Genomic DNA, 12,698 nt, shown 5'->3' with positions numbered 1-12,698 from the left:
CTTAAAATAGGTTAGAAAAACAATGCTATTTTTGCACTATGAAACGCTATATTTCTGAAGCCATCGGCACCTTTGCACTCGTATTTTGTGGTACGGGAGCTATCGTAATTAATGAATTTACAAATGGTGTCGTCACACATCCCGGGGTGGCCGTCACCTTTGGGCTTATCGTGATGGCAATGATCTACGCATTTGGTGATATTAGCGGTGCTCATATTAATCCGGCAGTCACAATTGCTTTTGCCTATGCAAAAAAATTTCCTTGGAAGGACGTTCCCAAATATGTCGTGGCTCAAATCTTTGGCGCAGTGATCGCTAGCGGATTGATCTTATTTTTATTTCCCGATAGTGAAACCCTGGGAGCCACGCTGCCTGGCATCGATGTATTTCGTGTGTTTGTCTTTGAGATCATCCTATCTTTTTTCCTAATGTTAGTCATCATTAACGTCTCGACTGGTTCTAAAGAAATTGGTGTAATCGCCGGAATCGCTATTGGTGGTGTTGTCTTGCTCGAAGCGTTATTCGCCGGTCCCATTACAGGCGCTTCCATGAATCCGGCGCGCTCTATAGCTCCTGCACTACTCTCATGGCAACTTCAAGACCTGTGGCTCTATATTCTAGCTCCTATCGTTGGAATGCTGCTCGCAGTGATGAGCTGCCGACTGGTGAAAGACGAACAATGTTGTGATGAGGAGTGTTAATGTTTTGTTTAAGTGTTTCTTTAATAGATAAAACAGTTTTAACTTTACTCAAAAAGTTAGAAGATGTTTGCGCTATTGAAAAAAATATTAGGATTTAAAAAATCTAAAAAAAACATTGGCTACGACCTGTATAGGTTAGCTCGTATGAACAAGCGACTTACTATTGCTAAAAGACGCTAACATACGAGATACTGCTAATGAAGATTTATTCCTTACACGCCACACAACGATTACCCATCTCTAAACAAGAGGCATGGGCATTCCTTTCTGATCCCAAAAATTTAAAGACGATCACGCCAGATTATATGGGTTTTCATATTCGATCGGGTGCAGATCGCGCTATGTATGCAGGGCAAATTATAGAATATATCGTAACTCCTGCCTTTAACATAAAGACGAAATGGGTTACAGAGATCACTCACGTTAACGAAGGTGCTTATTTCGTCGATGAGCAGCGATTTGGGCCCTATGCGTTATGGCATCACAAACATTTTATTAAAGAAATTGAGGGTGGTGTTGAAATGGAAGACCTAATTCACTATAAGCTTCCTTTTGGTTTCCTCGGTAGAATGGTACATCCGTTCTTGGTAAAACCGAAATTGGACGAAATTTTTAACTACCGGAAGAAGAAGTTGGAGGATCTCTTCGGAAAAATATAATCTATGAAAAAGAACATTCTGCTCATTGGTGGTTCCTATGGAATTGGTAATGAGATCGCCACTAAATTAACGAACACCCATCAAGTCTATATTGCGGCTAGAAGCAATGAAAATATTCCTGAAGAAGCCACTTACCTATCTTTTAATGCCTTAGAGGACGACATTAGTGGTCTGGAGCTGCCAGAAAAAATTCACGGACTCGTTTACTGTCCGGGGAGTATTAATTTAAAACCGTTCAAGATGATGAACATGAAAACATTTCGCGATGACATGGAACTAAACTTTATGGCGTTAGTAAAAACAGTTCATGGGTTACTCCCAAAATTAAAGGCCGCCGATCAAGCTAGTCTAGTTTTCTTTAGCACGGTTGCCGTCAAGATGGGCATGCCTTTTCACACAAGTGTTGCTGCTGCGAAAGGAGCCTTGGAAGGCTTTGCAAAAGCGCTTGCTGCCGAGTATGCCCCAAATTTTAGAGTCAATGTTATAGCTCCTTCCTTAACCGATACTCCATTGGCTTCAAAACTATTATCGAACGATTCAAAAAAAGAAAAAATGGCAGCACGACATCCATTACAAAGAGTTGGAGAAGCCTCCGATATTGCTTCTATGGCCGTGTACTTGCTTCAAGAAAACAGTGGTTGGATCACTGGTCAAGTTATTGGAGTAGACGGTGGACTCTCCACGCTAAACATTCAGTAAATGGAAGGACCGGTAAACATTTTTTGGTTTCGAAGGGACCTTCGGTTAGACGACAATGTAGGATTTTATAAGGCCTTACAAGGGCAGCATCCAGTATTGCCCATCTTTATTTTTGATACGGAGATCCTAGATGAATTACCCAAAGATGACGCCCGTGTTACTTTTATACACGAGACGCTTCAGAAGATGCGTAAAACATTACAAGCAGAGCATGAAAGCAGTATTGCTATGTATCATGGGAAACCATTGGAGGTTTTTAAGTCGGTGGTTTCAGAATTTAACGTTCAAAATGTAATCACCAACCACGACTACGAACCCTATGCTACCGACCGAGATACCACCGTAAAAGAATTCCTTTCAGAAAAAGAAATAGGATTCTATACGTATAAAGATCAAGTCATCTTTGAGAAAGACGAAGTGGTAAAAGATGATGGTGACCCTTATGTGGTCTATACGCCCTATATGAAAACTTGGAAAGCAAAGTTTGAAGCCGAGGAGCACCTAAAGATCTATTATACTTCCCAACATATGAAGAATTTGGTGGCGCATTCAAGACTTCCGAATTTATCCTTATCAGATATTGGCTTTACCAAATCAAGTATTAGTATCCCTGAATACGACGTAACCCCCTCAACTCTCGACGCATATAACGAGACACGTGACATTCCTGCCAAACAAGGAACATCACGTTTGGGACCTCATTTACGATTTGGAACGGTAAGCATACGAAAAATGATGAAGAAAGCCATTACAGCCAAGAATGATACCTTTTGGGAAGAACTGATATGGCGCGAATTCTTTATGCAGATCTTATGGCATTTTCCAGAAACTGTAAACAATGCCTTCAGAAAAAAATACGATAGGGTGTCATGGCGAAACAATGAAGCTGAATTTGAAAAATGGAAAAATGGAATGACGGGCTATCCAATGGTGGATGCAGGAATGCGGCAATTAAATGAAACCGGTTATATGCACAATCGGGTGCGAATGGTAGTAGCAAGTTTTTTATGCAAACATTTATTGATCGACTGGCGTTGGGGAGAAGCGTATTTTGCTGAGAAACTGTTGGACTACGAACAAGCCAGTAATGTTGGTAATTGGCAATGGGCAGCAGGAAGCGGTGTAGATGCTGCTCCGTATTTTAGAATTTTTAACCCAACCACTCAAATTGAAAAGTTTGATCCGAAAAAGAAGTATCTACACACTTGGATCGATGAATTGGATAGCGATTCCTATCCGGACAAAATGGTCGATCATAAAGAAGCACGTGAACGTGCATTAAGCACTTATAAAAAAGCCGTTAATAATTAATTTTGTAAGAATTTTCTACAATAATTGTTATTTGTATCGATAAATTGCATATATTTATCGATATATTTGATTACTAGGCGATTACATAACCCCCAAATTTATGCTTATGGAAACCTATGAAAACAATTTCACCAATGGTGAGATTACCGTTACCTACGAACCCAAAAAATGCATTCATGCCGAAACGTGTGCTAAAGGTCTTTCCGAAGTTTTTAGAACTACTGTGATCCCATGGATCAATCTTGAAGGCGCTGATACCAAAAAGATTATTTGCCAGGTACGAAAATGCCCTTCCGGAGCTCTTAATTATTGTTATAACGACAATTAGGCAGCTGTTAAAAAAAATCTAATTCCCCCATAAAATTGGGTGTTTTTACACAATTTTTATACTCTTGTGGTGTTAAAGCACACAACAATCCTAACTCTGACATCATGAAGATGAAAATTTTTACATTCTTAGCCATCCTATTCTTGGCCTGTCCCCTCCTGGCACAAGAAACCGTACAACCAAAAACCAATACCTTAGAAGAACAATTTGTCGAAGTAATCGATGAATCGAATAACTATGAACAATACAAGGTTATTAATCGTAACCAAATTAATAAATTACGTCAAAACATATTAGATTCGGTAGCAGCGTTGGAAGCTAAGATATCTGAAGCACAAGCTGAGATCGATACGCAAACTAACACTATATCCACCTTAGAAGATAATTTAAAGACGACCCAAGAAGATCTAGCGAGATCTAAGGAAAAGGAGAACGGAATAGAAATATTTGGTGTTTTAACAGAGAAAGCTACTTACAATACGATAATGTGGTCTATCATCGGTATTTTATTAGTTGCGCTTGGTTTCTTTATCTATAAATTTAAGAACAGTCATTCGGTAACCAAGGCCGCTCAATTGAAATTGGCAGAAACTGAGATCGAGTTTGAAAAACACAGACAAAAGAAATTGGAAGAACAACAGCAGTTGCGAAGAAAGCTACAAGACGAAATAAACAAGAATCGGAAATCATAAAAAAAAGCCTCCAACATTGGAGGCTTTTTTTTTAATCAATTCGTTTGATCTTGGCTCCTATTGCACGCAGACGTTCATCAATGCGTTCGTAACCGCGATCTATTTGTTCAATGTTGTGAATAGTACTTGTACCCTTTGCCGATAAGGCCGCTATAAGCAGTGAGATTCCCGCTCTAATATCCGGAGATACCATGGTCGTAGCCTTTAAACTAGAAGTAAAATTATGACCAATTACTGTTGCGCGATGAGGGTCACATAAAATGATCTTGGCGCCCATATCGATAAGTTTATCGACAAAGAACAATCTGCTCTCGAACATTTTTTGATGAATGAGCACGCTTCCTTTGGCTTGTGTACACACGACTAATACGATGCTTAAAAGATCTGGCGTAAAACCGGGCCATGGTGCATCGGCTACAGTTAGTATTGAGCCATCGATATATCCTTGGATCTCGTAACTATCTTGTGATGGGATAAAAATATCGTCTCCGCGTTTTTCCAGCGTAATTCCTAATTTTCTAAAGGTATCCGGGATCAATCCTAGGTTTTCCCAGCTAACATCTTTAATAGTGATCTCGCTTCGGGTCATGGCTGCCAATCCTATCCAGCTTCCAATTTCGATCATATCGGGCAAGATACTATGCGTACATCCGCCCAACTCGCTCACACCTTCTATGGTAAGTAAATTAGAGCCTACGCCATTTATTTTGGCGCCCATAGCATTTAGCATCTTACAAAGTTGCTGTAAGTATGGCTCACAAGCGGCATTGTATATAGTAGTGGTACCTTTCGCTAAAACTGCAGCCATTACAATATTAGCTGTTCCTGTCACCGATGCTTGGTCCAGTAACATATACGTACCCGTAAGTCCGTTTGGTGCTTCTACACCGTAAAAACGCTCTTCTTTATTATATCGAAATTTAGCACCTAATTTTATAAATCCTTCAAAGTGTGTGTCTAATCGTCTTCTACCTATCTTATCGCCACCGGGACGAGGAATGTATCCCTTTCCGAAGCGCGCCAACAACGGCCCAACAATCATGATAGAACCACGTAGGGAACTACCTTCTTTTTTAAATAGTTCAGATTCTAAATATTCGAGATTAAAGTCATCAGACTTAAACGAATATTTTCCTTTAGAAAGTTTCGTTGTTTTTACACCTAGATTCTCTAAGATCCCAATTAATTTATTGACATCCCGAATGTCGGGAATGTTATTAATTACGATTTCTTCGGAAGATAATAATACGGCACAAAGAATTTGTAAGGCTTCGTTCTTAGCTCCTTGCGAGCGAATTTCACCATTTAACTTGTGTCCGCCTTCAATTTGAAAAGTTCCCATAAATAATGGTAAATGTTTTAGTAGCGCTTACGGCCTCGGTTGCTTTTGTAGTTCTTTTTGGTGTTGGTATTGCTGAAGCGTTTTTTATTCTTCATCAACTTTTGCGCATCGCGAAGGTCTTCATCACTATTTTTAAGGTTGATCTTCCCTTCGGAAAGTTCATACAAATGCGAGAATATCACGTCGTCTTCAACAGTGTCCTTGTTCCAATTCAAGAAACACTTTTTCATATGGTTGGCAATGGTAAGAATAAGACCTTCTTTTTTATCTCCTTCTTCCCAATTTACCGCCACATCGATCATGCGCTTTATATTGTTTCCGTAGAAACGATATTTGGGATGATTTTGTGGATATTTTAAGGTTTCCGGGCGTTCGGTAAGTTCTTCCCTGGAAGGTTTATCGAAAGGAGAGTCCACGTCCAATTTGAAGTCGGATATGATAAATAACTGATCCCACAGTTTATGTTGAAAATCGGGTACATCGCGTAGATGCGGATTTAAATTACCCATCACCGAAATGATGCTTTTCGCCACTTTATTGCGTTCGTCACGATCTTCGAGCGAAACGGCATAATCTACCATTTTTTGAATATGGCGACCGTACTCCGGTATAATTAAATGCGGGCGTTCTGTATTGTATTCTATAGCGTCAATCAAAATTAATTTTTTTAAGGAAAGTAGGGGTTTGTTCTACTGAAGTAAATATGGTATGCAAAATACTAAAATTAAAGGGAAATAACACCTTCCACCTTAGAAACTTCTTGATATTTTTCTATAACGGCTTCGGGTGAGGCCATGGTAACTTTTATAGAAACACTAGTATAATTCCCTTTGGAGGAATCCCTAGTTTGAATTGTGGCACCGGTATTGTCGAAAATACGCTCTATCTCGGCGATCTTTTCATTACTGGCAGGTACTATAAATTTATATAAATACGGCGAAGGCCATTGCGTATCCTCTTCTAACTGGCTGTGTAACCGTTTGTAAAATTCTTCAGTTTTTTTCTTATCCGACATGCAAAAATGTATTTAATGTAAGGCAAAGATACACTTTCAAGATCAATAAATATTCACGTAATTTGTAGAAAAGCATCATACTTGAAAACGAAAAGAATAGTAATCACTGGAGGACCTGGATCTGGTAAGACCACGCTTATTAGTCATCTTGAGAATCTGGGACATACATGCCTTCACGAAATTTCTAGAGAAGTCATTCTTGCAGCCCAAAAGGAAGGGATTGATCAGCTTTTTTTACAAGAACCTGTGCTGTTTAGCGAAAAATTGATGGAAGGCCGATTAGCGCAATTCTTTAAGGCAGATGAACATGCAAAGGACCATGTGTTCTATGACCGCGGACTGCCCGATATTACTGCCTATATGGACTATATCGCTGTTTCCTACCCCGATTCTTTTTCAGATACATGTAAACAATTTACATACGACCATGTGTTCTTGTTGCCTCCATGGGAATCAATCTATACTTCCGACAATGAGCGGTATGAATCCTTTGAACAAGCAACACTTATTTTCGATTTTCTTGGGAAAGCGTATCGTGCATACGGCTATGACGTGTGCGAAGTGCCTATAGGAACTATTGAAGACCGCGCCAACTATATCTTAGAAAAACTGAAGCACACAGATTGAAATCGCCATTACATATCTTAAACCACTATTGGGGCCATGCCGGTTTTAGACCAAAACAAGCCGAGATCATAGAGTCGATACTCAATGGGAAGGACACAGTGGCATTACTACCCACCGGCGGAGGAAAATCGATTTGCTTTCAAGTACCTGCTATGGCACAAGATGGAATTTGTATCGTAGTCTCACCACTGGTGGCATTAATGCAAGATCAGGTGCAAGCACTAAAGAATATCGGTATAAAGGCACTTTCTATTACCGGAGGCATCTCAATAGACACACTACGCACTTTGTTAGATAATGCCATTTATGGAAATTATAAGTTTCTATACGTGTCGCCCGAACGTTTGCAACAAGAAATGGTGCAAAACGCCATTCGTGAAATGCCTGTAAACTTGATCGCCGTAGATGAAGCACATTGTATCTCCCAATGGGGGAACGATTTTAGACCGGCCTATAAAAATATTACGGTGCTAAGAGAGTTACATCCGTTAGTTCCAATAATTGCCTTAACAGCTACAGCAACTCCCGAAGTCTTAACCGACACGATTGCTGAACTTCAATTAGAATTGCCTGAGGTTATCCAGAATTCTTTTGTGCGTCCCAATATTGCCTATCGCGTGTATAAAGAAGACGATAAACTTTACAGGGTCGAACAATTGCTTAAAAACAAGACAGGCTCGGCCATAGTTTATGTTCGAAGCAGAAAAACAGCTGTAGAAACTAGCAATCATCTAACTCATTTGGGCATTCCCAGTACCTTTTATCATGGTGGCGTAACTAAAGAAGAAAAGAAAAAAAGGCTAGAGCAATGGCTGAGAGGTAGCGTAAAAACTATGGTGGCGACCAACGCCTTTGGAATGGGAATAGACAAAGCCGATGTTCGATTAGTGATACATATACAATTGCCTGAGAGCTTGGAAGGCTATTTTCAAGAAGCCGGTCGTGCCGGCCGGGACGGACAACCCGCGGCAGCCATCTTATTATATAACTCATACGATAAAAAGTTAGTTCAAAAACAATTTATAGAAGCGCTTCCCGGACCCGATGACTTGAAACTCGTCTATAGAAAACTGAATAATTATTTTCAGATCCCATACGGCGAAGGCGAATTTACCGCTCATAGTTTTAATTTTACCGAGTTTTGTAATACGTACGATTTAAACACGATGCTTACCTATAATGCATTAAACAGTTTAGACCGTCTTGCTATTATACAATTATCGAAAGAATTTGGAAGAAGAACAGCGCTACAGTTCTTGGTCCCTTCGGAAAAACTATTGGATTACTTTAAAAGTGACGCCTCGATCTCTGTGGTGGGTAAAACGATCTTGCGAATGTATGGTGGCATTTTTGAAACATCGACAGCTATCAATTTAGAATTGGTGGCAAAAAAAACCGGTTTAAATGTACCTAAGGTTATTGAAGCATTACAGCGCATGCAACGCGATGAATTGGTTGACCTATCCTTATTCTTAACCGATGCTTCTATAACTTTTTTAGTGCCACGCGAGGACGATAAGACGATAAATGTCATCGCTAAAGAAGTAAAACAGCTCAATAAGAAAAAAGAACAGCAAGTCGCTTCGGTACTACGTTATATAGAAAACGACCAACAATGTCGCAGTGCACAACTTGTATCTTATTTTGGTGAAGAGGTTGAAGAGCCTTGCGGAATATGTTCGGTTTGCGCGTCTCAAGAAACAACAGTAACCAAAAAAGAAGCACAACTCATTTCAGAAAAAATAATGATCCTATTAGAAGAAAATGAGCTAAGCTCGAGATCGCTTGCAGAAAAAAGTACCTTTACAGAAACTAAGATCTTGTACGTACTCAGGTTATTAATAGACCATGGCAGAGTACAACGCAATAATAGAAATCAGTATTACAAAACATAATGAAGAAGTTACGTATCGTATTTATGGGCACCCCAGATTTTGCGGTTGGTGTTTTAAAGACCTTGGTGGAAGCCAAATGCAACATAGTTGGTGTTATTACAGCTCCTGACCGGCCTGCGGGTCGTGGTCGAAAGTTACGACCCTCGGCCGTAAAACAATATGCCTTGACGCAAAAGTTTCCAATTTTGCAGCCTACGAACTTAAAGGACGAAGCGTTTATAGAACAACTAAAAGCGCTGAACGCCAATCTACAGATCGTGGTTGCGTTTAGAATGCTGCCAAAGGTTGTATGGCAATTACCAGCATACGGAACTTTTAATCTACACGCCTCCCTCCTACCTCACTATCGTGGCGCGGCGCCCATCAATTGGGCAGTAATAAATAGGGAATCTACGACCGGGGTAACAACATTCTTTATTGATGAAAAGATCGATACCGGTGCAATTATCATGGCTTCGGAAGTGGCTGTCGCTCCAAATGAAACGGCAGGTACGCTTCATGACAAGTTAATGGACGAAGGCAGTGATTTGGTGCTAAAGACCGTGAAGGCTATAGAATCCGGAGAAGTCACTACTACCCTACAGCCCAAATCGGAGCAATTTAAAGAAGCGCCAAAACTCACGACCGAAAATACCCGTATCGATTGGAACCAAGATGTAGAAGTAATAGATGCATTTATTCGCGGGCTCTCACCATATCCTGTCGCTTGGACCTATTTGCAGAACGGAGACGAACGGTTAAAGGTTAAGATCTACGCTTCCGAAGTAAAAAAAGAAACGCATGAACTGTCTGTTGGAGCTATCGAAACCACGAAAAAAGAGTTAAAAGTGGCGGTGCCTAATGGCTATGTATATATTAAGGAGTTGCAATTGCCGGGGAAGCGAAAAATGGATATTGTGTCCTTGTTGAATGGGTATGAGGTACAACCCGATGCAAAAGTTCTGTAAACCCTTACTACTACTGATTTCCTTAAAAATGGTAAAAAAGGGCGTTGGTTTATTAACAAACCTTCCAAGTTATTAACAATAACGCGGATTTACCCCGTCATTCCTTGCTTGAACCGATAATCCGTTTAAATTTGTAGAGCAATTAATTGAAGTTTAACCAACAATTTAAATTTAAAAAGCAAACTATGAACAAATCAGATTTAATCGATGGAATGGCAGAAGATGCCGGAATCACAAAAGCAGCTGCAAAAAAAGCATTAGAATCTTTTTTAGGGAATGTTGAAAAATCACTAAAAAAAGGAAACAGAGTATCTTTAGTAGGTTTCGGATCTTGGTCAGTTTCTAGAAGAGCGGCTAGAGAAGGTAGAAACCCACAAACAGGAAAAACTATTAAAATCGCTGCAAAAAATGTAGTGAAATTTAAGGCTGGTTCAGATTTACAGAGCAGTGTAAACTAATTAACCAATACCATTTTTTCTAGACCCTGTCCTTGCGACAGGGTTTTTTTATTCATGGATATTTATGGATGATCGTACGCTAATCTTGCTTTTTCAAAAAAAATAACTTAGATTTAATTAACTAAAACCAACTTAATGACTACACTAAAACCCGAAAAAGGAGTTCTGTTAGTGGCAGAGCCCTCCATTATTGGAGATGTTTCTTTCAATAGGTCTGTAGTCCTGTTGGCAGAATACAACGAAAATGGATCTGTAGGATTTATCCTTAACAAACCACTAGAATACACACTTAAAGATTTTATTCCAGAGATCAATTCTACATTAAAAGTATATAACGGAGGCCCGGTAGAGCAAGACAACTTGTATTTTATACATCGTATACCGGAGATCATCCCCGACAGTATCGAGATCTCTAACGGAATTTATTGGGGTGGCGATTTTAACGCCATCGTACAATTGCTGGAAGAAGACAAACTAACCAGCGATCAAATTCGATTCTTTTTAGGATATTCGGGCTGGGACAGCGAACAACTAGAGCAAGAATTGGAAGTTCATAGTTGGGTTGTAGTTCCAAATAAATATAAAAATGACATCATTGGGAAGTCCAACGACAACTTCTGGAAAGAAAAAATGATCGAATTTGGTGGTGACTACCTTATTTGGTCCAATTCGCCCGAAAACCCAACGCTCAATTAGCCCAATCTAGCTTTTACATTCAGTTTAGCAAGAAGTTCTTTGGCTACTTCGGAAGCATATTCCTTTTTTCGATATTTAGAAACCGGTTGAATACCGGTAATTACATTGGTTATAAACAGTTCGTCCGCTTTTTGAAGCTCAAAAGGTGAGACCGATGTTTCATCAAGAATATAATCGGGCAGCTGTCCTAAGATCTTTATGATCTGTTTCCGAAGAATTCCATTTAAGCAACCATCCTCCAATGGCGGCGTTTTAATGGTATATCCTTTTACTAAAAAGATATTCCCGTTAAGTGCTTCTACAACTTGTTTCTTCTCGTTTAACAACAAGCAATTCGCATAATCATTCTCTTTCGCATAGATACTACCAAGTACATTCAAGACCTTGTTGTTGGTTTTTAAGGTGGATAGTAAACCCGAATTTACATAGTGGTCCTTAAACAACTCCACCTCATAAGGTACATTAGGCAACGTATAAAAGGGATGCGGCAATGTTTCGGCCGTGATCACGAATGAAATATCGTTAGACTCCGGTTTGTATTTTCCATCAGCCTCTCGCCAAACTAAGATTTTTGCGCGGTAGGTCTCTTGAGCGGTCCCAACAGACGAAGTAGTTTTAAGCACCTCATCTTCCAAATACTCCATTGTAAAGTTCATGGGGATCTCCATACGAAGTATACGCATAGAAGCCATTAGTCTAAAATAGTGATCTTCCCAAAAAAAGATCTTACCGGCCGACACGCGCAGGGTTTCGAATACCGCGTCGCCATAGGCCAACCCCCTGTTGTTTGGATGAAATGAAATTTCTGATTCTGCTACTAAATGTCCGTTACTATTTACCATAAAAAAACCGCCTCTTTTTCAAGCGGCGGCACAAAGATATTATATTTATAAGGGTTTTTAGGTAGAACCCAGTATCTGTTTTAGTTCTGAGATCATGTTTTCCCAAAGCATCTTTCCTTCTTCTACTTCGTCCTCTTCGGCGAAATCGGTGACCATAAGAGAAACGTCTTTGGTGATTTCATCGACCTGAATGCGCAATTCGAAATAATAGTCGGTGTCTTCATCTTCAACCCAACGAAATTTAATTCGTTCCGGACTTTTCTTTCCAAGTAATTTGGCTTTTTCTTCGCTTCCGGACCAAATAAAGGTGAAGAATTCACCGCGTGAATTTACGTTGTCTGCATACCACTCAGACATGCCCGAAGGTGTTGAGATGTATTGGTATAATAGTGAGGGAGATACCTGAATAGGAAACTCCATCTCGTATTTCATTTTTTCATCCATGATCGTTTGTTCGTTCATGCCCAATATTTCTGTCTCTTATAC

16 protein-coding genes are annotated in these 12,698 nt (G+C 39.8%); 11 read left to right on the top strand and 5 right to left on the bottom strand.

Annotated elements, in window-relative coordinates; genetic code table 11:
* Positions 1–38: 38 nt before the first annotated feature.
* The 6 genes from DWA30_RS01855 (at position 39) to DWA30_RS01830 (ending at position 4,390) form a co-directional block, all read left to right on the top strand.
* Positions 39–701 carry an MIP/aquaporin family protein gene (locus tag DWA30_RS01855; RefSeq protein ID WP_114490830.1) on the top strand — a complete coding sequence of 221 codons (663 nt, stop codon included), beginning with the start codon at positions 39–41 and terminating at the stop codon, positions 699–701.
* Positions 702–898: 197 nt separating this feature from the next.
* On the top strand, positions 899–1,360 hold the full coding sequence (locus DWA30_RS01850; RefSeq protein WP_114490829.1) for an SRPBCC family protein: 462 nt from the start codon (positions 899–901) through the stop codon (positions 1,358–1,360).
* A gap of 3 nt (positions 1,361–1,363) precedes the next feature.
* A complete protein-coding gene (locus DWA30_RS01845) occupies positions 1,364–2,059 on the top strand; it encodes an SDR family NAD(P)-dependent oxidoreductase (protein WP_114490828.1) in 696 nt (231 codons plus the stop codon).
* Positions 2,060–3,370 carry a cryptochrome/photolyase family protein gene (locus DWA30_RS01840; protein ID WP_114490827.1) on the top strand — a complete coding sequence of 437 codons (1,311 nt, stop codon included), beginning with the start codon at positions 2,060–2,062 and terminating at the stop codon, positions 3,368–3,370.
* A gap of 106 nt (positions 3,371–3,476) precedes the next feature.
* A complete protein-coding gene (locus DWA30_RS01835; protein WP_114490845.1) occupies positions 3,477–3,698 on the top strand; it encodes a (4Fe-4S)-binding protein in 222 nt (73 codons plus the stop codon).
* Positions 3,699–3,802: 104 nt separating this feature from the next.
* The gene (locus DWA30_RS01830; protein ID WP_114490826.1) at positions 3,803–4,390 is read left to right on the top strand and encodes a hypothetical protein; all 588 of its coding nucleotides are present in this window, start codon (positions 3,803–3,805) and stop codon (positions 4,388–4,390) included.
* Between the two features lie 31 nt (positions 4,391–4,421).
* Here the strand turns inward: DWA30_RS01830 and murA are convergent, their stop codons facing one another.
* The 3 genes from murA to DWA30_RS01815 form a co-directional block, all read right to left on the bottom strand.
* Positions 4,422–5,732 carry a UDP-N-acetylglucosamine 1-carboxyvinyltransferase gene (murA, locus tag DWA30_RS01825; RefSeq protein ID WP_114490825.1) on the bottom strand — a complete coding sequence of 437 codons (1,311 nt, stop codon included), beginning with the start codon at positions 5,730–5,732 and terminating at the stop codon, positions 4,422–4,424.
* A 17-nt stretch (positions 5,733–5,749) separates the two neighbouring features.
* Positions 5,750–6,388: a DUF4290 domain-containing protein gene (locus DWA30_RS01820; protein WP_114490824.1), complete on the bottom strand. Its 639-nt coding sequence runs from the start codon at positions 6,386–6,388 to the stop codon at positions 5,750–5,752.
* A gap of 68 nt (positions 6,389–6,456) precedes the next feature.
* Complete coding sequence (locus DWA30_RS01815; RefSeq protein ID WP_114490823.1) at positions 6,457–6,747, bottom strand: DUF493 family protein; 291 nt, start codon at positions 6,745–6,747, stop codon at positions 6,457–6,459.
* An 81-nt stretch (positions 6,748–6,828) separates the two neighbouring features.
* On the opposite strand from DWA30_RS01815, the gene DWA30_RS01810 reads away from it, so the two are divergent.
* The 5 genes from DWA30_RS01810 to DWA30_RS01790 all read left to right on the top strand — a co-directional run bounded on the left by DWA30_RS01810 (position 6,829) and on the right by DWA30_RS01790 (position 11,370).
* Positions 6,829–7,374, top strand: a complete 546-nt coding sequence (locus DWA30_RS01810; protein ID WP_114490822.1) for an AAA family ATPase — start codon at positions 6,829–6,831, stop codon at positions 7,372–7,374.
* Entirely contained in the window at positions 7,371–9,269 is a 1,899-nt protein-coding gene (locus tag DWA30_RS01805) for a RecQ family ATP-dependent DNA helicase (RefSeq protein WP_114490821.1), read from the top strand. The genes DWA30_RS01810 and DWA30_RS01805 overlap by 4 nt, the downstream gene beginning before the upstream one ends.
* Positions 9,269–10,216, top strand: a complete 948-nt coding sequence (fmt, locus tag DWA30_RS01800) for a methionyl-tRNA formyltransferase (protein ID WP_114490820.1) — start codon at positions 9,269–9,271, stop codon at positions 10,214–10,216. The genes DWA30_RS01805 and fmt overlap by 1 nt, the downstream gene beginning before the upstream one ends.
* 185 nt (positions 10,217–10,401) lie before the next feature.
* Positions 10,402–10,674: an HU family DNA-binding protein gene (locus DWA30_RS01795; RefSeq protein ID WP_114490844.1), complete on the top strand. Its 273-nt coding sequence runs from the start codon at positions 10,402–10,404 to the stop codon at positions 10,672–10,674.
* Positions 10,675–10,809: 135 nt separating this feature from the next.
* Positions 10,810–11,370, top strand: coding sequence for a YqgE/AlgH family protein (locus tag DWA30_RS01790; RefSeq protein WP_114490819.1), 561 nt, complete (start codon positions 10,810–10,812; stop codon positions 11,368–11,370).
* Here DWA30_RS01790 and DWA30_RS01785 read toward each other — a convergent pair.
* Positions 11,367–12,212 (bottom strand): aminotransferase class IV, encoded by an 846-nt coding sequence (locus DWA30_RS01785; RefSeq protein ID WP_114490818.1) that lies wholly within the window; start codon positions 12,210–12,212, stop codon positions 11,367–11,369. The genes DWA30_RS01790 and DWA30_RS01785 overlap by 4 nt on opposite strands.
* A 57-nt stretch (positions 12,213–12,269) precedes the next feature.
* Positions 12,270–12,656 carry an START-like domain-containing protein gene (locus DWA30_RS01780; RefSeq protein WP_114490843.1) on the bottom strand — a complete coding sequence of 129 codons (387 nt, stop codon included), beginning with the start codon at positions 12,654–12,656 and terminating at the stop codon, positions 12,270–12,272.
* Positions 12,657–12,698: the final 42 nt, after the last annotated feature.

The sequence above is a fragment of the Candidatus Ulvibacter alkanivorans genome (assembly GCF_003333325.1).
GTDB lineage: Bacteria > Bacteroidota > Bacteroidia > Flavobacteriales > Flavobacteriaceae > Ulvibacter_A > Ulvibacter_A alkanivorans.
The sequence above is the reverse complement of the archived record's forward strand: the minus strand, read 5'-3'. Positions and strand labels throughout refer to the sequence as shown.